General features: G+C 68.6%; 12 protein-coding genes and 3 rRNA genes. 10 read left to right on the top strand and 5 right to left on the bottom strand.

Annotated features, from left to right (window positions below; all coding sequences use genetic code 11):
* Positions 1–15: 15 nt before the first annotated feature.
* The 6 genes from rdgB (at position 16) to KGD83_RS23865 (ending at position 10,888) form a co-directional block, all read left to right on the top strand.
* Complete coding sequence (rdgB, locus tag KGD83_RS23890) at positions 16–621, top strand: RdgB/HAM1 family non-canonical purine NTP pyrophosphatase (RefSeq protein ID WP_212641266.1); 606 nt, start codon at positions 16–18, stop codon at positions 619–621.
* A gap of 695 nt (positions 622–1,316) precedes the next feature.
* Positions 1,317–2,849: ribosomal RNA gene (locus tag KGD83_RS23885) — 16S ribosomal RNA — on the top strand.
* A 339-nt stretch (positions 2,850–3,188) separates the two neighbouring features.
* Positions 3,189–6,283, top strand: a 23S ribosomal RNA gene (locus KGD83_RS23880).
* 104 nt (positions 6,284–6,387) lie between these two features.
* A 5S ribosomal RNA gene (gene rrf / locus KGD83_RS23875) occupies positions 6,388–6,503 on the top strand.
* The 16S, 23S and 5S rRNA genes sit together here, the layout of an rRNA operon.
* A 192-nt stretch (positions 6,504–6,695) precedes the next feature.
* A complete protein-coding gene (locus tag KGD83_RS23870) occupies positions 6,696–7,334 on the top strand; it encodes a class I SAM-dependent methyltransferase (protein ID WP_212641265.1) in 639 nt (212 codons plus the stop codon).
* A 215-nt stretch (positions 7,335–7,549) separates the two neighbouring features.
* Positions 7,550–10,888 carry a transglycosylase domain-containing protein gene (locus KGD83_RS23865; protein ID WP_212641264.1) on the top strand — a complete coding sequence of 1,113 codons (3,339 nt, stop codon included), beginning with the start codon at positions 7,550–7,552 and terminating at the stop codon, positions 10,886–10,888.
* A gap of 196 nt (positions 10,889–11,084) precedes the next feature.
* Here the strand turns inward: KGD83_RS23865 and KGD83_RS23860 are convergent, their stop codons facing one another.
* The 3 genes from KGD83_RS23860 to KGD83_RS23850 form a co-directional block, all read right to left on the bottom strand.
* Positions 11,085–12,176 carry a prenyltransferase gene (locus KGD83_RS23860; protein WP_212641263.1) on the bottom strand — a complete coding sequence of 364 codons (1,092 nt, stop codon included), beginning with the start codon at positions 12,174–12,176 and terminating at the stop codon, positions 11,085–11,087.
* A complete protein-coding gene (locus tag KGD83_RS23855; RefSeq protein ID WP_212644580.1) occupies positions 12,176–12,895 on the bottom strand; it encodes a class I SAM-dependent methyltransferase in 720 nt (239 codons plus the stop codon). Before KGD83_RS23855 ends, KGD83_RS23860 begins: the two co-directional genes overlap by 1 nt.
* A 92-nt stretch (positions 12,896–12,987) precedes the next feature.
* Positions 12,988–14,361 carry a glycosyltransferase family 4 protein gene (locus KGD83_RS23850; RefSeq protein ID WP_212641262.1) on the bottom strand — a complete coding sequence of 458 codons (1,374 nt, stop codon included), beginning with the start codon at positions 14,359–14,361 and terminating at the stop codon, positions 12,988–12,990.
* Between the two features lie 480 nt (positions 14,362–14,841).
* Between KGD83_RS23850 and KGD83_RS23845 the strand changes: the two genes are divergently transcribed.
* The gene (locus tag KGD83_RS23845) at positions 14,842–15,453 is read left to right on the top strand and encodes a TetR family transcriptional regulator (protein WP_212641261.1); all 612 of its coding nucleotides are present in this window, start codon (positions 14,842–14,844) and stop codon (positions 15,451–15,453) included.
* 37 nt (positions 15,454–15,490) lie between these two features.
* On the opposite strand, the gene KGD83_RS23840 is transcribed toward KGD83_RS23845, so the two are convergent.
* Positions 15,491–16,948, bottom strand: a complete 1,458-nt coding sequence (locus tag KGD83_RS23840) for an RNA polymerase sigma factor (protein WP_212641260.1) — start codon at positions 16,946–16,948, stop codon at positions 15,491–15,493.
* Positions 16,949–17,081: 133 nt separating this feature from the next.
* Positions 17,082–18,080 carry a quinolinate synthase NadA gene (gene nadA, locus KGD83_RS23835; protein ID WP_212641259.1) on the bottom strand — a complete coding sequence of 333 codons (999 nt, stop codon included), beginning with the start codon at positions 18,078–18,080 and terminating at the stop codon, positions 17,082–17,084.
* A gap of 139 nt (positions 18,081–18,219) precedes the next feature.
* On the opposite strand from nadA, the gene KGD83_RS23830 reads away from it, so the two are divergent.
* The 3 genes from KGD83_RS23830 (at position 18,220) to KGD83_RS23820 (ending at position 21,104) form a co-directional block, all read left to right on the top strand.
* On the top strand, positions 18,220–18,951 hold the full coding sequence (locus tag KGD83_RS23830) for an NUDIX hydrolase (protein WP_047869876.1): 732 nt from the start codon (positions 18,220–18,222) through the stop codon (positions 18,949–18,951).
* Between the two features lie 180 nt (positions 18,952–19,131).
* Entirely contained in the window at positions 19,132–19,803 is a 672-nt protein-coding gene (locus KGD83_RS23825) for an HAD family hydrolase (RefSeq protein WP_212641258.1), read from the top strand.
* Positions 19,804–19,994: 191 nt separating this feature from the next.
* Positions 19,995–21,104, top strand: coding sequence for an ABC transporter ATP-binding protein (locus KGD83_RS23820; protein WP_212644579.1), 1,110 nt, complete (start codon positions 19,995–19,997; stop codon positions 21,102–21,104).
* Positions 21,105–21,226 lie beyond the last annotated feature (122 nt).

Raw genomic sequence — 21,226 nt, 5'->3', positions numbered from 1 at the left:
CGGGGAGGGGGAACCGTGAAGATCGTCCTGGCCACGCGCAACGCGAAGAAGGTCCCGGAGATGCGGGCCATCCTGGCCGACGCCGGGGTGGAGGCAGAGGTGTTCTCCCTCGACGCCTTCCCGGACGCGCCGGAGGTGCCCGAGACCGAGGCGACCTTCCTGGGCAACGCGCTGCTGAAGGCACGGGCCATCGCCGAGCACACCGGGCTGCCCGCCGTCGCCGACGACTCCGGCATCGCCGTGGACGAACTGCGGGGGATGCCCGGAGTGCTGTCCGCGCGCTGGGCCGGCCGCTTCGGCGCGGGCGACCAGGACCGGGCCAACCTGGACCTGGTCCTGGACCAGATGGCCGACACCCCGCCCGAGCGCAGGGGCGCCGCGTTCGTGTGCGCGGCGGTGCTGGTCATGCCGGACGGGACCGAGGCCGTCGCCGAGGGCGTGCTGCGCGGCCGTCTGGTGCGCGAGCGCCGCGGGGAGAACGGCTTCGGGTACGACCCGGTGTTCGTCCCCGAGGGGGAGAGCCGCACCACGGCGGAGCTGTCCCCTGAGGAGAAGAACGCGATCAGCCACCGGGGGATCGCCTTCCGCGAGCTCGCCCGGGAGCTGGCGGACCTCCTCTGAGGCCCCGTACGTGTTCCGGGGCCGCGTCGGCCCCCGTCCCCGGGGCGCCCCGCCCCGGGGACGGAAAATCTCGACCTCCCATGTTTGGGCCCGCGGGCCCCGGGAAGGGTCAGTGACAGACGACGAGCAAGCCGACGAACGACCAGGCCCCGGACCGGAGTCCCCTCCGAGTCCAGGCGGATTTGACGCCGCCGTTGAGGTTGCCTAAACTCGATCGGGTCGCTGCGGGACGGCGAGACACCCAACAGGGTTGACTCCGAAACCGGACCGCTGTCCTGACCTTCTCTCCAGAGCTTCGATGGTTCGAGCATGTGCTCGAGGCGTGTAGGCTCGGGGAGTTGCCTCGAAAGAGGAACCGGTCTTCTAGATCTGGTGCAATTTCGCAGAAACCGCCGATTTGGCGGGGCGCGGAACACCTGATAAAGTAAAGACACAACAAAGCGGAAACGCACAACGCCTTCGGCGGAAAAGCTCACAGCAGCTTGTACACGAAGAGCGGTTGTTTCTTGAGAACTCAACAGCGCGTGTTTGATTTTCTTTAAGCCATGTTTGTTTTGGCCCCGTCACACAGAACCACACCGGTTCGTGTGCGGAGGTTCCTTTGATTAGCCGGGGTGACCCGGTTGGTCAGGATTACTTCTAGGTTTACCCGCCCGAACGGACCCTCCGGGGAACGCGGGCCGGGTTGAGTGACCTTTATGGAGAGTTTGATCCTGGCTCAGGACGAACGCTGGCGGCGTGCTTAACACATGCAAGTCGAGCGGTAAGGCCCTTCGGGGTACACGAGCGGCGAACGGGTGAGTAACACGTGAGCAACCTGCCCCTGACTCCGGGATAAGCGGTGGAAACGCCGTCTAATACCGGATACGACCCGCCACCTCATGGTGGAGGGTGGAAAGTTTTTCGGTCAGGGATGGGCTCGCGGCCTATCAGCTTGTTGGTGGGGTAACGGCCTACCAAGGCGATTACGGGTAGCCGGCCTGAGAGGGCGACCGGCCACACTGGGACTGAGACACGGCCCAGACTCCTGCGGGAGGCAGCAGTGGGGAATATTGCGCAATGGGCGAAAGCCTGACGCAGCGACGCCGCGTGGGGGATGACGGCCTTCGGGTTGTAAACCTCTTTTACCACCAACGCAGGCTCCCAGTTCTCTGGGGGTTGACGGTAGGTGGGGAATAAGGACCGGCTAACTACGTGCCAGCAGCCGCGGTAATACGTAGGGTCCGAGCGTTGTCCGGAATTATTGGGCGTAAAGAGCTCGTAGGCGGCGTGTCGCGTCTGCTGTGAAAGACCGGGGCTTAACTCCGGTTCTGCAGTGGATACGGGCATGCTAGAGGTAGGTAGGGGAGACTGGAATTCCTGGTGTAGCGGTGAAATGCGCAGATATCAGGAGGAACACCGGTGGCGAAGGCGGGTCTCTGGGCCTTACCTGACGCTGAGGAGCGAAAGCATGGGGAGCGAACAGGATTAGATACCCTGGTAGTCCATGCCGTAAACGTTGGGCGCTAGGTGTGGGGACTTTCCACGGTTTCCGCGCCGTAGCTAACGCATTAAGCGCCCCGCCTGGGGAGTACGGCCGCAAGGCTAAAACTCAAAGGAATTGACGGGGGCCCGCACAAGCGGCGGAGCATGTTGCTTAATTCGACGCAACGCGAAGAACCTTACCAAGGTTTGACATCACCCGTGGACTCGCAGAGATGTGAGGTCATTTAGTTGGCGGGTGACAGGTGGTGCATGGCTGTCGTCAGCTCGTGTCGTGAGATGTTGGGTTAAGTCCCGCAACGAGCGCAACCCTTGTTCCATGTTGCCAGCACGTAATGGTGGGGACTCATGGGAGACTGCCGGGGTCAACTCGGAGGAAGGTGGGGATGACGTCAAGTCATCATGCCCCTTATGTCTTGGGCTGCAAACATGCTACAATGGCCGGTACAATGGGCGTGCGATACCGTAAGGTGGAGCGAATCCCTAAAAGCCGGTCTCAGTTCGGATTGGGGTCTGCAACTCGACCCCATGAAGGTGGAGTCGCTAGTAATCGCGGATCAGCAACGCCGCGGTGAATACGTTCCCGGGCCTTGTACACACCGCCCGTCACGTCATGAAAGTCGGCAACACCCGAAACTTGCGGCCTAACCCCTTGTGGGAGGGAGTGAGTGAAGGTGGGGCTGGCGATTGGGACGAAGTCGTAACAAGGTAGCCGTACCGGAAGGTGCGGCTGGATCACCTCCTTTCTAAGGAGTCTTTACAGGCCAACGCCTTTCCTAATGTTGGCCGGACTCGAAAGTGGACCCGGCATCCTTCGGGGTGTTTGGGAGTGGCTGAAGTGAAATCGGACTTGACCTCGGGCGACTAGAAGCGTCCGGGGGCGCGCTGTTGGGTGTCTGAGGAAGCAACCTCTGGCTGGTGGCCTTGTGGTCCTGGTCGGGTGTTGGTTCCCGCGGACCGCCTCTGAGAACTCTCGGTGGGTGTGCGGACCTTGATGTTCGCTGCTTGTGGCCGATGTGGTGTTGGGGTATGCGGTTGGTGTTTTGATTTGTGAATAGTGTGCGCGAGCATCTTATTATCTGTAGTGGCCAAGTGATAGTGGCACACGGTGGATGCCTTGGCACCAGGCGCCGATGAAGGACGTGGGAGGCCGCGATAGGCCACGGGGAGCTGTCAACCGAGCTGTGATCCGTGGGTGTCCGAATGGGGAAACCTAGCCCGAGTTGTGTCGGGTTGCCGCCATCTGAATGTATAGGGTGGTTGGTGGTGACGCGGGGAAGTGAAACATCTCAGTACCCGTAGGAAGAGTAAACAACAGTGATTCTCCTAGTAGTGGTGAGCGAACGGGGAAGAGGCTAAACCGTAGGCGTGTGATAGACGGCAGTCGTTGCGTTTGCGGGGTTGTGGGACATGTCTGTTCAGGTCTGCCGGCCTGGAGCGTTGATGTCGGTGGTAGTTGAAACCGTTGGGAAGCGGTACCGGAGTGGGTGAGAGTCCCGTAGATGAAGGTACCGGCTAGACGTTGATGTGTTCCCGAGTAGCGCGGAGCCCGTGAAAGTCCGTGTGAATCTGGCAGGACCACCTGCTAAGCCAAAATACGTCCTGGTGACCGATAGTGCACTAGTACCGTGAGGGAAAGGTGAAAAGTGCCCCGGTGAGGGGTCGTGAAATAGTACCTGAAACCGTGTGCTGTCAAGCCGTCAGAGCTGGACCTTCGGGTGTGGTGATGGCGTGCCTTTTGAAGAATGAGCCTGCGAGTCATGGTGTGTGGCGAGGTTAACCCGGGTGGGGTAGCCGTAGGGAAACCGAGTCTGAATAGGGCGGTTGAGTCGCATGCTGTGGACCCGAAGCGGAGTGATCTACCCATGTCCAGGGTGAAGCGGGGGTAAGACCTCGTGGAGGCCCGAACCCACCAGGGTTGAAAACCTGGGGGATGAGGTGTGGGTAGGGGTGAAAGGCCAATCAAACTCCGTGATAGCTGGTTCTCCCCGAAATGCATTTAGGTGCAGCGTCGCGTGTTTCTTGCTGGAGGTAGAGCTACTGTTTGGCTGATGGGCCCGACAAGGTTACTGACGTCAGACAAACTCCGAATGCCGGTGAAGTGAAGCGTGGCAGTGAGACTGCGGGGGATAAGCTTCGTAGTCGAGAGGGAAACAGCCCAGATCATCAGCTAAGGCCCCTAAGCGTGTGCTAAGTGGGAAAGGTTGTGGAGTTGCTGAGACAACCAGGAGGTTGGCTTAGAAGCAGCCATCCTTTAAAGAGTGCGTAATAGCTCACTGGTCAAGTGGTTCTGCGCCGATAATGTAGCGGGGCTAAAGCACACCGCCGAAGCTGTGAAGCTCAAGACTTGTTCTTGGGTTGGTAGGGGAGCGTCGTGCGTCCGGTGAAGCTGCCGAGTGATCGTGTGGTGGAGGGCGTGCGAGTGAGAATGCAGGCATGAGTAGCGAAAGCAACGTGAGAAACGTTGCCGCCGATTGACTAAGGGTTCCTGGGGCAGGTTAATCCGCCCAGGGTGAGTCTGGACCTAAGGCGAGGCCGACAGGCGTAGTCGATGGATAACGGGTTGATATTCCCGTACCCGTGCACGAGCGTCCAGTACTGAATCAGGTGATGCTAACCACGCTGGTGGTCTTGGGTCCCTTCGGGGAGCTTTGGCTTACTGGTCTGGGAACCGAGCTTGTAGTAGGTAAGTGATGGGGTGACGCAGGAGGGTAGCTCTACCCGGCGGTGGTTGTCCGGGGGTAAGCGTGTAGGCTGAGGGGTTGGCAAATCCGCCTCTCGTGTGAGCTGAGACGTGATGCCGAGCCGTTTTTGGTGAAGTGAGTGATCCCATGCTGTCGAGAAAAGCCTCTAGCGAGTTCGTGTGTGGCCAGTACCCTAAACCGACGCAGGTGGTCAGGTAGAGAATACCGAGGCGTTCGGGTGAACCATGGTTAAGGAACTCGGCAAATTGTCCCCGTAACTTTGGGAGAAGGGGAGCCCTGTCTGGTGACGGATCTTGCATCCTGAGCTGGGTGGGGTCGCAGATAGCGGGGGGAAGCGACTGTTTATTAAAAACACAGGTCCGTGCGAAGTCGTAAGACGCTGTATACGGACTGACGCCTGCCCGGTGCTGGAACGTTAAGAGGACTGGTTAGTGGGGGTTCGCCCCTGCGAAGCTGGGAATCTAAGCGCCAGTAAACGGCGGTGGTAACTATAACCATCCTAAGGTAGCGAAATTCCTTGTCGGGTAAGTTCCGACCTGCACGAATGGCGTAACGACTTCCCCACTGTCTCAACCATGGGCCCGGTGAAATTGCACTACGAGTAAAGATGCTCGTTTCGCGCAGCAGGACGGAAAGACCCCGGGACCTTCACTATAGCTTGACATTGGTGTTTGGGATGGTTTGTGTAGGATAGGTGGGAGCCGGTGAAGCTGTCACGCTAGTGGCGGTGGAGGCGTTGGTGAAATACCACTCTGACTGTTTCGGGCATCTAACTTTGGACCGTGATCCGGTTCGGGGACAGTGTCTGGTGGGTAGTTTAACTGGGGCGGTTGCCTCCCAAAGAGTAACGGAGGCGCCCAAAGGTTCCCTCAGCCTGGTTGGTAATCAGGTGTTGAGTGTAAGTGCACAAGGGAGCTTGACTGTGAGACGGACGTGTCGAGCAGGAGCGAAAGCTGGGACTAGTGATCCGGCACCGGCGTGTGGAAGCGGTGTCGCTCAACGGCTAAAAGGTACCCCGGGGATAACAGGCTGATCTTCCCCAAGAGTCCATATCGACGGGATGGTTTGGCACCTCGATGTCGGCTCGTCGCATCCTGGGGCTGGAGTTGGTCCCAAGGGTTGGGCTGTTCGCCCATTAAAGCGGCACGCGAGCTGGGTTTAGAACGTCGTGAGACAGTTCGGTCCCTATCCGCTGTGCGCGTTGGAGACTTGAGAAGGGCTGTCCCTAGTACGAGAGGACCGGGACGGACGAACCTCTGGTGTGCCAGTTGTCCTGCCAAGGGCATGGCTGGTTGGCTACGTTCGGGAGGGATAACCGCTGAAAGCATCTAAGCGGGAAGCTTGCTTCGAGATGAGGTCTCCTGCCTCCTTGAGGGGGTAAGGCTCCCTATAGACGATGGGGTTGATAGGCCGGGTGTGGAAGCCCTGTGAGGGGTGGAGCTGACCGGTACTAATAGGCCGAGGGCTTGTCCGCTGCAGATAATTGGATGTTCGCGCACACTTTTCACGGAGCTTGCTGCTCGCTGTGATTCCCTGCCTTGTGGGGTGGGTTGAGTTGGGGTGGGTGGTGTGTGGTTTCCGTGGTGGTTATTGCTGGAGGGTCACACCCGGTCTCTTTCCGAACCCGGTCGTTAAGTCTCTTTGCGCTGATGGTACTGCCCTGTGGTGGGGTGGGAGAGTAGGTCGCTGCCACGGTTTTTCTTGAAGGAGGGGTGGGGTTGCCTGTTAGGGGTGGCTCCGCCCCTTTTTTTGTGTGGGGGTTTGTGCGTTTGTGAACGCTGGGAGCGGGCTTCTTGTGTTTCCAGCCAGCCGCACGATCGAAGACGAGGCAGTCCGGCCGCGCAGACCACTGTCCGTTTCTGTTTTCGCCGGTGGGACAATCTCCGCATGACGAAGACGATCCCCTCAGAGCTTCTGGCCGCCGCGGAGGCCGCGAAGGGTTTCATGCCCACGGACGAGGGCACCGCCCTCTTCGAGACCGCCGTCGACTACGCCCGGGTCGGGCCGATCGTGGAGATCGGCACCTACTGCGGCAAATCCACGATCTTCCTCGGCGCGGCCGCCCGTGCCACCGGGGTCAAGGTCCTCACGGTCGACCACCACCGGGGCTCGGAGGAGCACCAGGAGGGCTGGGAGTACCACGACGCGTCCCTGGTGGACGAGGAGACGGGCAGGTTCGACACCCTTCCGCACTTTAGGCGCACGATCACCCGAGCGGGCCTGGACGACGAGGTGATCGCGCTGGTGGGCCGGTCCACCGATGTCGCGGCTGTCTGGGGCACCCCGCTCGGCATGGTCTTCATCGACGGCGGCCACAGCGAGCAGGCCGCCCAGAACGACTACGCTGGCTGGAGTCCGCACGTCGCCCCCGGCGGGGCCCTCGTCATCCACGACGTGTTCCCCAACCCCGAGGACGGCGGCCGACCGCCCTACAACATCTACCGGAAGGCCCTCGACGCGGGGGAGTTCGAGGAGATGCGCGCGGTGGGTTCCCTGCGGGTGCTCCAACGCACCCGGGGTAAGTGAGCGGGCTAACAGTCTTTCCGATACACAACTGCCCCAGGTAAGCCTTGGGTAAGAAGTGGCAGTACGCTTACCTGCTCGGACTTGACATGGTTACGGGCGGGTATCGTGGCTTGGAGGGCTGAGCGATGGCGGCGTTATTCCCCGAATTACCGCTTCGGTCCTGACTCGAACTGAACGATCCGGGGCACTTGCGCGTCCAACATCGGGACGGCAGGGTGCCGGACGTGATTTGCCATGGGGGCGGGGAACTGAGCGAGAGCACACACGGCGAAAGCGGGGCGGGTGGACAGCGTCCCAAGGACACGCCGGACACCAGGAACACCTCTGCCGAAGAGCTGTCCAACGAGCACACTCCCGAGAGTGGGGTACCCACAAGCGAGGGGAACCAACCCACTCATGACACTCCTGGAGGAGAGGAAAGCGTAGGAGAGCAGCCCGAACCGGAGTTCATCAACCCGGTCACCTTCAAGACCAGCGGTACCTTCCTCCGTGACAAGGTCGCCCAGAGCCTCGCGGAACAGGGTTTCGGTTCCGACGACACCGGCGACGACGCCGCGGAGGAGACCTCCGGCGCCTCCGCCGACGCGCACCGTTCCGACGACACCGACGCCTCTCCCGCAGCCGGCTCCCCCGCCTCGGCCGGCCGCGCGGGCGAGGCGGAGTCCGACACGCGTGAGAACGGCGCCCGGGGGGACGGACGGTCCCCCCAGGCGGATCCGTCCTCCGCGGCCGACGACACCTCCGTCGACCGGGACGGTACGGTCGGCGCCGACGAGCCCCCATCGCCGGTGTCCGACCGGACGGAGCCCATCTCGCTCGATTCCGTCCGCGCGGCCGCCTCCGCGGAGGCGGCGCAGACGTCCGACGAGGCCTCCGGGAACGCCGGTACCGAAGAGGGCGGGACAGACCTCTGGAGCCCGCGCGAGCAGGAGCACACGGGAGCTCCCAAGAGCCCCGTGGCCGGGACCGTGACCGACGTCCAGGACTTCGAGGACGGGTCCGCCGGAGCCGCCGCCTCCGCTGTGCCCGCGGCTCCGGACGCCGTCGCTCCGGACCGTGACGGAGAGCAGAGGATCGACGAGTCCTCCGCGGCCGAGACGGCGTCCCTGTGGCCCGAGCCGCGTCGCCTCTCCTCCTACGTGGCCGAGTCGACCTCCGAGGGGCAGGACCGGGGCGCGCGCCCCGGTGCCACCGCGGGCGGTGCCGCGGCGGCGGCCGCCCACTCCGGGGCGCACGGCGGCCCAGCCGGCCCCGGTGCCACCACCAGTTCCAGCAACTCCGGCGGCCCCGGCGGTCCCACCGGCCCTGGCGGCCCCAAGGGACCGGCTGGTCCGGGCGGTACCGGTCCCGGCGGCCCCAAGGGCCCGGGTGACCCCAAGGCCCGGGGCAAGAAGAACGGTGCCGGCAAGAAGGCCAAGAAGCCCCTCTGGTGGAGGATCCTGAGGGTCTTCCTCATCGTCACCGGCGTGTTCTTCATCATCGGGTGCGGTGTCTTCGCCTTCTTCTACAGCACCGTGGAGGTCCCGGACGCGGCCAAGGCCGACGTCCTGGAGGAGGGTTCCACCTTCTACTTCGCCGACGGCGAGACCGAGTTCGCCTACCGGGGCACCCACCGGGAGATCCTGTCCTACGACGAGATGACCGCGGGCGGCGAACACGTCGTCGAGGCGGTCATCTCCGCGGAGGACCGCGGTTTCTGGACCGAGCCCGGAGTGTCCGTGAGCGGCACCGGCCGCGCGGTGTGGTCCACCGTCACCGGCCAGCAGGTCCAGGGCGGCTCCACCATCACCCAGCAGATGGTGCGCAACTACTACGAGGGCATCTCCCGGGACGTGTCCATCACCCGCAAGGTGCGGGAGATCATCATCGCCCTCAAGGTCGACCGGAGCGAGTCGAAGGAGTGGGTGATGGAGCAGTACCTCAACACCATCTACTTCGGTCGCAACGCCTACGGAGTCCAGGCCGCCGCGCAGGCGTACTACCACAAGGACGTCCAGGACCTGGAGCCCGCCGAGGCCGCGTTCCTGGCCGCCGCCATCCAGCAGCCCACCCCCTTCGGTGAGGCCGACGTGGAGACCACCCCCTCGATGGAGCGGCGCTGGGAGTACGTCGTCAACGGCATGGTCACCACGGAGGCCATCACCCAGGCCGAGGCCGACGCGATGGAGTTCCCGGCACCCGAGCCCGAGCGTCCGAGCGAGGGCACGGACCTGAGCGGTTACAAGGGCTACATGCTCCAGGAGGCCATGAACGAGCTGGAGCGGCTCGGCTACACCGAGGACCAGATCAACCGGCAGGGCTACCGGATCGTCACCACGTTCGACCAGGACATGATGGACGCCGCCTACGCCGCCGTGGAGGAGATGGTCCCGCCCGAGGACCGGCCCGAGGGCGTCAACGTCGGTCTGACCACCGTCGACCCGGCCACGGGCGAGGTCCTGGCCTTCTACGGCGGGCACGACTACTGGGAGAACCAGTACGACAGCTCCTTCCTCGGCGCCGCGCAGACCGGTTCGGCGTTCAAGCCCTACGTGCTCGCCACCGCACTGGAGCAGGGCTACAGCCTCAACTCCACGGTGGACGGGCGCGGGCCGCGCACCATCGCGGGCTCGCGCATCCAGAACGCGGGCAACTCGCCGGGCGGCGTCATGACGCTCACGCAGGCCACCCAGGTCTCCAACAACCTCGGCTTCATCGAGCTGGCCCAGGAGGTCGGCTTCGAGAACGTCCGCGACACCGTCTACGCCGCGGGGTGGCCTGAGGGGAGCGTTCCCGACAGCCAGCTGGTTCCGGTCATGCCGCTGGGCGCCTCCAGTGCCCGCACGGTCGACCAGGCCAGCGGGTACGCCACCTTCGCCAACGGCGGCGTGCACGTCGAGACGCACGTGGTGCGGGAGATCATCGACTCCGAGGGCGAGAACGTGCGCCCGGAGGTGGAGAGCAACAGGGCCCTGGAGGAGGAGACCGCGGCCGACGTCACCTACGCCCTCCAGCAGGTGGTCAACGGCGGTACCGGTACCGGGGCCCGGCTGGCCAGCCACCCCACCGCGGGCAAGACCGGTACCACCGACGGCAGCGTCGCCGCCTGGTTCGTCGGTTTCACCCCGCAGCTGTCCACGGCGGTGGGGATCTACAGCGGCAACAACGAGAGCTTCAGCATCCCCGGATACGGCTCCCTGTCGGGCGGTACGCTCCCGGCGTCGCTGTGGAACCGGTACATGAGCACCGCGATGGAGGGTTACGAGCCGGGTTCGTTCCCGAGTCCGGCCTTCAGCGGCACCACCGAGAACTGGGCTCCGGACGTGTCCACCGAGCAGCCCCAGCAGCCGCAGCAGCCGGAGGCGCCCACGGAGCCGGAGGCGCCGGCCGAGCCGGAGGTGCCCACCACGCCCGAGACACCCGTGGAGCCGGAGGAGCCCACCACGCCCGAGTGGCCCGAGATCCCCGGTCCCGGGACCGAACCGGGCCCCGGTGAGGGCGGCGGCGGAGAGGAAGGCGGCGGCGGTGGCGGCGGTGGTGAGAGCCCGCCGGCCAGGCGCGACGACCTCTGGTGAGGTCCGGTTCCGGTGGTGACCGGAGCCGGTGAGAACGGGGGAGGGCCCGGCGGCGCGCCGCCGGGCCCTCCCCCGTGTTGCGGGTCCTCCGCGTCGGGCCCGCGCCGGTCGGCGGAGCCGGCCCCGTCGGCCCGGACCGGCCTCGGCCCGCGGGGCCGGCGGGGGCTGGAGGTGGTGCGGGTCCGGGGAGCGTCTCCTAGTCGGAGGGGCCCGCGTCCCAGGTGTGCAGGAAGACCCGCGAGCCCGGCGTTGTCCCGGTGAGCGCGTCCGCCGCCAGGATCACGGCGGCCGACGTCCACGTGCTGCGCTCCACAGGCCAGCGCACCTGCTCGGCGAACTGGTAGCCCGTCCAGTACACGCCGTCGTCGGCGTCGCGCAGGTGCTGCACGTCCCGCAGGAGGCGCACGCCCGCGTCCACGTCGCCGACGGAGGCCAGTGCCAGCACCAGTTCCGAGGTCTCCGCCGCGGTCACCCACGGCTGGTCGCTCACGCAGCGCACGCCCAGTCCGGGCACCACGAAGCGGTCCCAGCGCCCGGCGATGCGCTCCTTGGCGGCGGTGCCCCGCACGGCGCCGCCCAGGACGGGGTAGAACCAGTCCATCGAGAAGCGGCCCCTGTCGGCGAACAGGTCCTCGTGCCCGTTGATGAGCACCGCGAGGCGGTCGGCGGCGGCCGTCCACGCGGGGCGGGAGCGTCCAAGGCGCGCGGCCAGGGCGGCGCCGCAGCGCAGCGCGTGGTGCACGCTCGCGCACACCGTCAGCAGGGCGTGGTCCCCCGGGGCGCCGTTCTCCGAGCGGGCCCACAGGATCTCGCCGTGCTCGCCGCGCAGGGCCAGGACGAACTCCAGGCCCTCCTCTACCACCGGCCACATCCGCTCGGCGAACGCGGTGTCGCCGGTGACGAGCAGGTGGTGGAACAGGCCCACCGCGGGATAGGCGGCGTGGTTGGCCTCGCGCAGCGGTGTCACGGGGACGCCCTGGCGGAACTTGGCGGGCCATCCGCCCCCGGGCGCGCGGCTGTCGGCCAGCCACAGGTAGGCGCGCCGGGCCGCCTCGGCGTGTCCGGGCGCGCTGCGGCCGGTCACGGTCAGGGCCATGGCGCACTCCACGTGGTCCCACACGTCGGTGTGCCCGCCGGGGAACCACGGGATGGCCCCGCTGTCCTCCTGGCAGCGTGCGAGGTAGGAGGCGGAGCGGTGCAGCTGCTCGGCGTCGAGCACGCCGGGCAGGCTCAGGGCGTCGTGAGGGGCCGGTCCGGTCGTGGGCGCGGGCACGGGGGTGACGGACATCAGGCGTCGTGCGGTTTGCGCACGTACACGACCACGCTCTTGCCGATGACCGGGTTGAGCAGGCGTTCGGCGGCGCGGGTCACGGCGGGGGCCTTGAGCATGTCCCACACCAGCATGTCGTGGTAGGCCTTGGCGAGCGGGTGGTCGTCCCGGTCGGTGCCCACCGCGCACTTGATCCACCAGTAGGGCGCGTGCAGGGCGTGCGCGTGGTGGTGCGGGCCGATCTCGAAGCCGGTGGCCTTGAGCTTGGCCTCCAGTTCGGCGCGCGTGTAGATGCGGATGTGCCCGCCCTCGTTGGTGTGGTACTCCTCCGACAGGGCCCAGCACAGGCGCTCGGGCAGGAAGCTGGGCACGGTCACCGCGGCGATGCCGCCGGGCCGCAGTACCCGGAAGAGCTCGGCCATCGCGGCGGTGTCGTGCGGGATGTGCTCGAAGATCTCGGCCGCGACCACGCGGTCGAAGCTGGCGTCGTCGAAGGGCATGTCCAGGGCGTCGCCCTTGACGGTCTCGGCCCTGGCCTCCTCGGGAGCCTCGCCCTCGTGGCGCATCGCGGCGAACATGGTCTCGACCTCGGCGAGGTCGGCGACGTTCTGGTCGAAGGCCACGATGTCGGCGCCGCGTCGGTAGACCTCGAAGGCGTGGCGGCCGCCGCCGCAGCCCAGGTCGAGCACGCGGTCGCCCGGGCCGACGGGGAACAGGTTGAAGTCGACGGTGATCAGTGGAGGCTCCCTGGGGATCTGGCTCGGGGATCTGGGCTTGGGGCTCCGCGGCCGCGGACGCGGGGCGGTGGGTCGCGCGCGGTCCGGGCCGGTCAGGCGCCGTTGGCGCGGGCCCGCTCGGGTGCCGGCGCGGACGCGGGCTCGGCGGGCCCGGGGCGGGTGTCGCCTTCGGCGGGGCGGTTCCCCCGGACGGCGTCGACGGTGGAGGCGTAGCGGCGCGCGGTCAGTTCGGCGACGGCTCTCCAGGTGAAGCGCTCCTGGACCCGGCGCCAGGCGGCGGCGCCCATGCGTTCGCGTTCGGCGTCGTCGTCGAGCAGGGCGGCCAGCGCCTCGGCGAGCACCTCGGGGTCGCCCGGGGCCACCAGGCGCCCGGCGTCCCCGTCGGTGCCCACGACCTCGGGCAGCGCTCCGGCGTGGCTGGCCACCAGCGGCGTGGCGCAGGCCATGGCCTCCACGGCGGGCAGGGAGAACCCCTCGTAGAAGGACGGGACGACCGCCACCTGGGCGCTGGCGATGAGTTCGGCCAGGGCGGTGTCGTCGATGCCGCTGACGAACTCGACGCGGTCGCGCAGGCTCAGCTCGTCCACCAGCTGGTCGGTGGGGCCGCCGGGTTTGGGTCTGCTGACGACGGTCAGGGTGATGTCCCGTTCGGTGGCGAGTTTGGCCGCGGCGCGCAGCAGGACCGCCACGCCCTTGAGGGGGCTGTCGGCGCTGGCGGTGCACACGATGCGTCCCGGTACGCGCTCCAGCCCGGGGCGCGGGTGGAAGTGGCGGGTGTCCACGCCCAGCGGGGTGACCTCCATGGCGGCGGGTGCGACGCCGAACTCGCGGGCGATGTCGTCGGCGGAGGACTGGGAGGGCACCAGGATCGGGTCGAGTCGGCGGGCGACCCTGGCCTGCATGCCCACGAACCCGTACCAGCGGCGCTTGGTGAGCTTGTGCAGGCCCCGGGCCTCGGCCAGTTCGATCCTGCGGTCCACGCTGATGGGGTGGTGGATGGTGGTGACCAGGGGCAGCCCGGCGGACCTGATGCCGAGCAGTCCCCAGCCCAGCGTCTGGTTGTCGTGGACGACGTCGAAGTCGTCCAGGCGGCGGCGCAGTTCGCGGTTGGCGCGCAGGGAGAAGGTGAGGGGCTCGGGGAAGCCGGCGGTCCACATGGTGGCGACCTCCAGGGCGTCGATCCAGTCGCGCCACTCGCGTACGGGCGGGGCCTTGAAGGGGTGGGCGTCGTTGTACAGGTCCAGGGAGGGGACCTTCTCCAGGGTCACGCCCTCGTCCAGGACGGGGTAGGGCTGGCCGGAGAGGACGGTGACCTCGTGGCCCAGTGCGGCCAGTTCGCGCGAGAGGTGGCGGACGTACACGCCCTGTCCGCCGACGTGCTGCTTGCTGCGGTAGGACAGCAGGGCGACGCGCAGGGGGCGCTCGGCACGGGGCCGTGGGCTCGGTGTGGTGCCCGACTGGGTCAAGAGTCCACCTCTTCGTTGGGTCGCGGGCCCGGTCACCGCGGGCGCGGACGCCGTCGGCCGGTGACAGGCGTGCGCGTGCCTATGTTACTCGGCAGTTGTGTTCGGACCGGCGTCGGGCCGGTTGGTAAGGGATCCTATGCCGGGCGCCCTGCGGCGGGGCTCCGGCGGGGCGCGTCGCCGTGTCAGGCGCGGCGGGTGCCTGGGCGGTCGGAGGAGAGGCGGTGTTCATGCGCGGTACACAAATGAGAACAAATTCTACAAAGCCTGTCAGGCATTCCGAAAACCCCGGTCTGCTTTTCGTATTGCTACTACTACGTCGGGCGATGAGGTGAGGATCATGGGCTTGACCGGCAGTCTTCGGGGGAATCGGTTGGATAACGTGTTCTCGTAACAGCCGCCGCCTCCGGGTGGGCGTCGGCGACGGGCTTCAGCGCCGGGGCGAGCGGGCAGCGCGCGGGCTGACGACGAAGGGGAGATCCTGTGCCGGTGCAGGCGGCGAGCGGAACGATGTCACGAAGTCAGACCCAGCGCCGCAAGCGCATCGTGCAGACCGCGGCCGCGCTGGCCGTGCGCGGTGGCGTGGAGGCCATGCAGATGCGTTCGGTGGCCGAGCGCGCGGGTGTCGCCCTCGGCACGCTCTACCGGTACTTCCCCTCCAAGATGGACCTGGTGGTGGCCGTGGTCACCGAGGAGCTGGACCTGCTGGAGGGCGGTATCGTCCGCCGTCCGCCGACCGCCGACACCCCCGCCGAACGCGCGGTCGACGTCCTGCTGCGGGCCACGCGCGGGCTGATGCGCGAGCCGGAGCTGGCCGACGCGCTGGTGCGCTCGCTCATCGTGGCCGAGGTCAAGATCGAGCTCGATCTGCGCATCTCCGACCTGGTGTGGCGGGTGGCCACCGGCAACCTGGAGGCCGTCGAGGAGGAGGGCGGCACCGGGGTGGACCGCGACAGCACCGGCTACGTCCTGGTGGGCTCGCTGACGAGCGTGTGGATCTTCGAGCTGGTGGAGGTCCTCAAGGGGCGCCGCGACGTGGACGAGGTGGAGCGGCGGCTCCAGACCGCGGCCGAGCGCCTGCTCGCCCCGTTCTGATCCGCTCACCCTCCCCCGCGTCGGCGGGGAACCGGCGTCAGCCACCGCCGAAGAGCATGCCCAGCAGCCCGTCGAGCAGACCTGTGCCGCCCCCGTCGTCGTTTCCGTCCTCCTCGGGCGGGCCGCCGGGGGCGTCGTCGTCTCCGGGCTCCTCCTCTCCGGGCGGGTCCGGATCGCCGTCGGGCCCCTCGCCTCCGGAGGGCGGGCCGGCCTCCGGCGGGGGCGGTGCGGGCGTGGCCCGTTCCGGAGCCGGTTCGGGGGCCTGGTGCCCGCCGTCGTCGCCCTCCCCCTGCCGCGGCTCCGTCCCGGCCCCGGGTTCGGCGGGCTCCGTCGGCGCGGTCGTGGGCTCCACGGTCGGTCCGGCCTCCGGTTTGGTGTCCGCGCTGGTCGCGTCGGTCTCCACCTGCGGGACCAGTGGTCCGCGCCCGGTCTCGTCGGGCCCGGCGCCGATCATCGTGGAGGGGCCGCCCACGGCGCTGGCCCAGCCCCACAGCGCGACCGCCAGCACCACGGTGGCCAGGCCGGAGACGGCGGGCAGCGGCCAGCGGCGGCGTGCGGTGCGCCGGTCGTCGGGACCGTCACCGGAGTCGTCGGCCCCGGTAGGGGAACCGGGCCCGGCCAACGGGGTGACCGCTTCGTCGCGCACCGGGTGGTCGTGTGTGGTCAGCCGGTCGCCGGGCAGGGCGCGGGGTGGCGCCTCGGGGCCGGGACCGGCCGCCTCGTTCTCCAACTCGGCCGCCCCGGCGGCGCGGGAGCGGTGCATCGGGTACCCCTCGACTGTGAGGGGGTGCATCTGCGCGGCGATACGGTCGCGGGCCGCGGCCAGGCCGGGGCCGGTGCAGGTGCGCACCACCGCCTCGCGCAGGCCGGGCGGCGGGCCGGGCGGGCGCAGCAGGGCCAGGGCCTGGGAGACGTCGTGCACCTGTGCGCGCCAGGCGGCGGTGCCCGGGCCGCCGGTGTCCCCGGCGCCGCCGGAGGCTCCCGTCTCCCGGGAGGTTCGGGGGTCGGGGACGCGGTGGTCGCCGTCGCGGCCGTCCAGGTTCTCCGCGGCGCGTCGGATCGCCGAGCGCGTCAGCTCGCCGCAGATCTGGGGGTCCAGGCCCAGGACGCGCGCGACCGCGGAGGTGGGCAGCGCGTGCCGCAGGTTCAACTCCACCAGTTCGCGGTGGCTGGCGGGCAGCCGGGCGAACATGCGGGCCACCGGCTCCTCGGCGGGCACCGTGGCCAGCCGGGTGTAGGGGCTTACGCGGGCCAGGCCGCGGCGCTGGCAGGCCGAGCGGACCAGGGCGTACAGCCAGGAGCCGAGGTCGGCCGGGTCCGCGCGCCGCGAGTCGAGGACGACACCGGCGACGAGGCCGTCGTGCACGGCCTCGGCCGCCCGCCCGGTGTCCTCTTCACCCAGCAGCGACCAGGCGTACCGGTACAGGGACGGCGCGAAGGCGTCGTAGAGCGCCTCGACCGCCGACGGTTCGCCTGGTTCGCTACCTCTGGTCACTTTTCTAACCCCCCGTTCCCCGCGACGGTAGCGAGGGGAGAGGCGACGCGTGGGTGAATCGTCTACCTGTGTCTTGAAGGTAAGTCTTCCGTAACCTCAGAGCCGGATGCGGGACCCGACGGTCGCGGATCGGCTACTCTCCGCCGCGTGACGGCGACCCGATGGCGATCATCCGCTCGACGGAGCGGCGGGCGCGAGCGGAGGTGTCGGCGTCGACCGTGATCTCGGTCGTGCCGAACCGCAGCGCGTTGAGCAGCTTGTCCGCGTCGATCATCTTCATGTAGTGGCACTCGGCGCGGGAGTTGACCGCCTCGAACTCCGTGTTCGGGTTGGCGTTGCGCAGCTGGTGCAGCATGCCGGTCTCGGTCGCGATGAGGACCTTCTTGGCGCTGGTGTTCTCCGCGGCGGTCAGCATCCCGCCGGTGGAGAGGACCTTGACGCGCTCCTGCGGGACGGCGCCGCTGCCCACGAGGTAGAGGGCGGAGGTGGCGCAGCCGCACTCGGGGTGGACGTAGACCTCGGCGTCGGGCTCGGCGGCGACCCGCTCGCGCAGGGTGTGCCCGTCGATCCCGGCGTGCACGTGGCACTCGCCCATCCACACGTGGATGTTGTCGCGGCCGGTGACCCGCTTGACGTGGGCGCCCAGGAACTGGTCCGGCAGGAAGAGGATCTCGCGGTCCTCGGGGATGGAGCGGATGACGTCCGCCGCGTTGGAGGAGGTGCAGCAGATGTCGGTCTCGGCCTTGACCGCCGCGGTGGTGTTGACGTAGGCGACCACGACCGCGTCGGGGTGCTCGGCCTTCCAGGCGCGCACGTCCTCGGCGGTGATGGTGTCGGCCAGCGAGCACCCGGCGGCGGGGTCGGGCAGCAGGACGGTCTTCTGGGGGGCGAGGATCTTGGCGGTCTCGGCCATGAAGTGCACGCCGCAGAAGACGATGGTGCTCGCGTCGACACCGGCGGCCAGGCGGGACAGCGCCAGGGAGTCACCGGTGTGGTGGGCGACGTCCTGGATTTCCGGGCGCTGGTAGTTGTGCGCGAGGATGACAGCGTCGCGCTCCTTCGCCAGGCGGTGGACCTCAGCGGCCCATTCCTGCCTGGTCATGGTGTCCGCCGTGGCGGTGACCGGTGCCATGTCCAACTACTTCCTTGAGGCTGTGGGCAACGCCGCGCGGGCGCCGTGCCGTGGAGGGTCGGTGCGGGCGAGGACAGGTTTTTGTCTGTCAGGCACAAACCTGGTGAAGCTTAACATGACGGGTAATGGAAGGGACAGGGTGGACATCCCTCAGGAAAACGGACAGGTCGCGGCGTCCGTCTGCTCCGCGTCCGACCACGCGGAGCTGTCGGTGCACGAGGCGCTCGCGGTCGTGCTCCAGATCCGCGCCGGTGAACTGTGCGTCCTGCTGTGGCGCAGGGCCCTGCCGCCCTGCGAGGGCGCCTGGGCGCTGCCCGGCGGCAGGCTCGGCCGGGGGGAGAACCTGGGTGCCTCCATCCGGCGCCAGCTCGCCCAGAAGGTCGACGTGAGGGATCTGTCACACCTGGAGCAGTTGGAGACCCGCAGCGACCCCGACCGCGTCCCCCGGCGCCGCACCCTGGCCACCGCCTACGTGGGGCTGGTCCCCGCCGACGTGGACCCGGTCGTGCCCGGTGACACCGGCTGGCACCCGGCCGCCGACCTGCCGACCATGGCCTTCGACCACGCCTCCATCGTCCGCTCCGGACGCCAGCGGCTGCGCGCCAAGCTCAGCTACACCAACGTCGGGTTCGCCCTCGCCCCGCCGGAGTTCACGATGTCGGAGCTGTCCGGCTACTACCGGGCAGCGCTGGGCCACGACGTGGCCGCCACCAACCTGCGCCGCGTCCTGCTGCGTCGGGGCCAGATCGAGGAGACCGGCCGCTCGGTTCCCTCGGGCCGCTCCGGGGGCCGGCCCGCCGCGCTCTTCCGGTTCCGCGAGCGCGGCCTCCAGATCACCGACGCCTTCGCGGTGCTGCGCCCGCCCAGCTGAAGGCGCAGCGGGGTCCGCCCGGTCCCGCCCCCCGGGAGCCGGTCCGCCCGGCCGGGCGCCGAGGGCGCGCCGAGCGGCCGGGAGCGCGCCGCCCGCGCGGTCCGGGCCGGGTCCGCTCCCGGGCCGCCGCCCCTTCCCCCGTCCGGGGACCGTCGTCGGCGGCTTGTACACTCCCTGACCGTGGCAATTCGTACTGCGGTCTTCGACGTCGGCGAGACACTCGTCGACGAGACCCGGATCTTCGCGCGCTGGGCCGACCGCTTCGGCATCCCGCACATGGCCTTCTTCGGGACCATCGGCGGCGTGCTCGCCTCCGGCGGCACCCTCACCGACGGCTTCCGCCTGCTCGTGCCCGGGTTCGACCTCGCGGCCGAGAGCGCGCGCTGGCGCGCCGAGGACCCTGACGGCGAACGCGAACACTTCGGCGAGGCCGACCTGTACCCCGACGTGCGCCCCGCCTTCGCTGCCATGCGCGCGTCCGGGATCTCCCTGGTCATCGCGGGCAACCAGCCGCCCGAGGCCGGACCCGCCCTGACCGCCATGGACCTGGGCGTGGACGGCATCGGGATCTCCGACGACTGGGGCGTCAAGAAGCCCGAACCCGCGTTCTTCGACCGAGTCCTGTCCCTGGTCCGGGCCACCAGCCCCGGCACCGAACCCGGCGAGATCGTCTACGTCGGCGACCGCGTCGACAACGACGTCCTCCCCGCCCGCGCCGCCGGGATGCGCACCGTCCTGCTGCGCCGGGGCATCTACGGCTACCGCCACGCCGCCGCGCAGGAGGCGGCCCGCGCCGACGCCGTCCTGGACGACCTCCACCAGCTCGCCGACTGGATCGGCCGTCAGGGCTGAGGCGGCACGCCGAGGGGCCGGGTCGTGGGATCCGGCCCCTCGGCGTGCCCGCCGTCTTCGGTTCCGGTACGGTCACGGCCTCCACCCCACGGTTTGACCAGCGCGCCCGGGGGTAACGTGCGAACGGCCTGCCCCTCGCCACACCTCACCTTCCGGACCCTCCGGTTCCCCGAATGGAGACGACACCGCCGATGATCGCGTTCGAGGGCGCCGCCAAGCTCTATCCCGACGGCACGGTGGCCGTCGACCAGCTGGACCTGACCGTCGAGACCGGCCAGACCACGGTCTTCGTGGGTCCCTCCGGAAGCGGCAAGACCACGTCGCTGCGGATGATCAACCGCATGGTCGAACCGACGGGGGGCACCGTCCGCATCGACGGCGAGGACGTGCGCCAGCGCGACCCCGCGGCGCTGCGCCGCTCCATCGGCTACGTCATCCAGCAGGCCGGGCTCTTCCCGCACCGCACCGTGCGCGACAACATCGCCACCGTGCCCCTGCTGCTCGGCTGGGGCCGGGCCAAGGCCAGGGCGCGCGCCGCGGAGCTCATGGAACTGGTCGGTCTGGAGCCCGCCCAGGCACGGCGCTACCCCCACCAGCTCTCCGGGGGCCAGCAGCAGCGCGTCGGCGTGGCCCGCGCACTGGCGGCCGACCCGCCCATCCTGCTGATGGACGAACCCTTCAGCGCCGTGGACCCCGTCGTGCGCGCCAGCCTCCAGGACGAGCTCCTGCGTCTGCAGAAGGAGCTGCACAAGACCATCGTCTTCGTGACCCACGACATCGACGAGGCCGTCCGGCTCGGTGACCGTATCGCCGTCTTCCGCCCCGGCGGGAGGCTCGCCCAGTACGACACCCCCCAGAACCTGCTGGCCGCGCCCGAGGACGCCTTCGTGGAGTCCTTCATCGGCTACGACCGGGGCGTGCGGCGCCTGTCCTTCTTCCCGGCCGACAGGCTCTCCCCGCGCCAGGACGCCGTCCTGGAGGAGAGCGTGCGCGCGGGCGCCGCGGCCGCCTCGCTCGGGGACGAGCCCTGGGCCCTGGTCGTCACCGGCGACCGGATGCCCCTGGGCTGGGCCAGCGCGCGGCAACTGGCCGACGCGCCCGCCGACACCGCCCTGGGCGCGCTCGAACTCGCGCCCTTCGGCCACACCTTCGCCGTGGGCACCGACTCCCTGCGCGCCGCCCTGGACGCGGCGGTGCTCTCGCCCGCGGGCCGCGCGGTCGGCGTCGACGCCGACGGCCGGGTGGTCGGCGTGGTCTCGCAGGACGACCTGGGCGCCGCTCTGTGGTCGGTGACCGAGTGATCGCCGAGGCCGTCGCCGGGGTCTGGGGCGCCGGGTCCGCGGCCGGACCGTCCGGCACAGGAGCGCTCGCCGCAGCGTGGGACTGGGCCGTGCGCGTCGTGGACTGGGGCGTCGCGAACTGG

It is taken from the genome of Nocardiopsis akebiae (assembly GCF_018316795.1).
GTDB classification, from domain to species: domain Bacteria; phylum Actinomycetota; class Actinomycetes; order Streptosporangiales; family Streptosporangiaceae; genus Nocardiopsis; species Nocardiopsis dassonvillei.
Note: the sequence above shows the minus strand (reverse complement) of the source record. Positions and strands in the feature narration are given on the sequence as shown.

Excerpts from the sequence above, each read along its gene's own strand:
- KGD83_RS23860 (WP_212641263.1), bottom strand. The coding sequence starts at position 12,176 with ATGTCCGTCACCCCCGTGCCCGCGCCCACGACCGGACCGGCCCCTCAC.
- KGD83_RS23870 (WP_212641265.1), top strand. The coding sequence starts at position 6,696 with ATGACGAAGACGATCCCCTCAGAGCTTCTGGCCGCCGCGGAGGCCGCG.
- KGD83_RS23820 (WP_212644579.1), top strand. The coding sequence starts at position 19,995 with ATGATCGCGTTCGAGGGCGCCGCCAAGCTCTATCCCGACGGCACGGTG.
- nadA (WP_212641259.1), bottom strand. The coding sequence starts at position 18,080 with ATGGCACCGGTCACCGCCACGGCGGACACCATGACCAGGCAGGAATGG.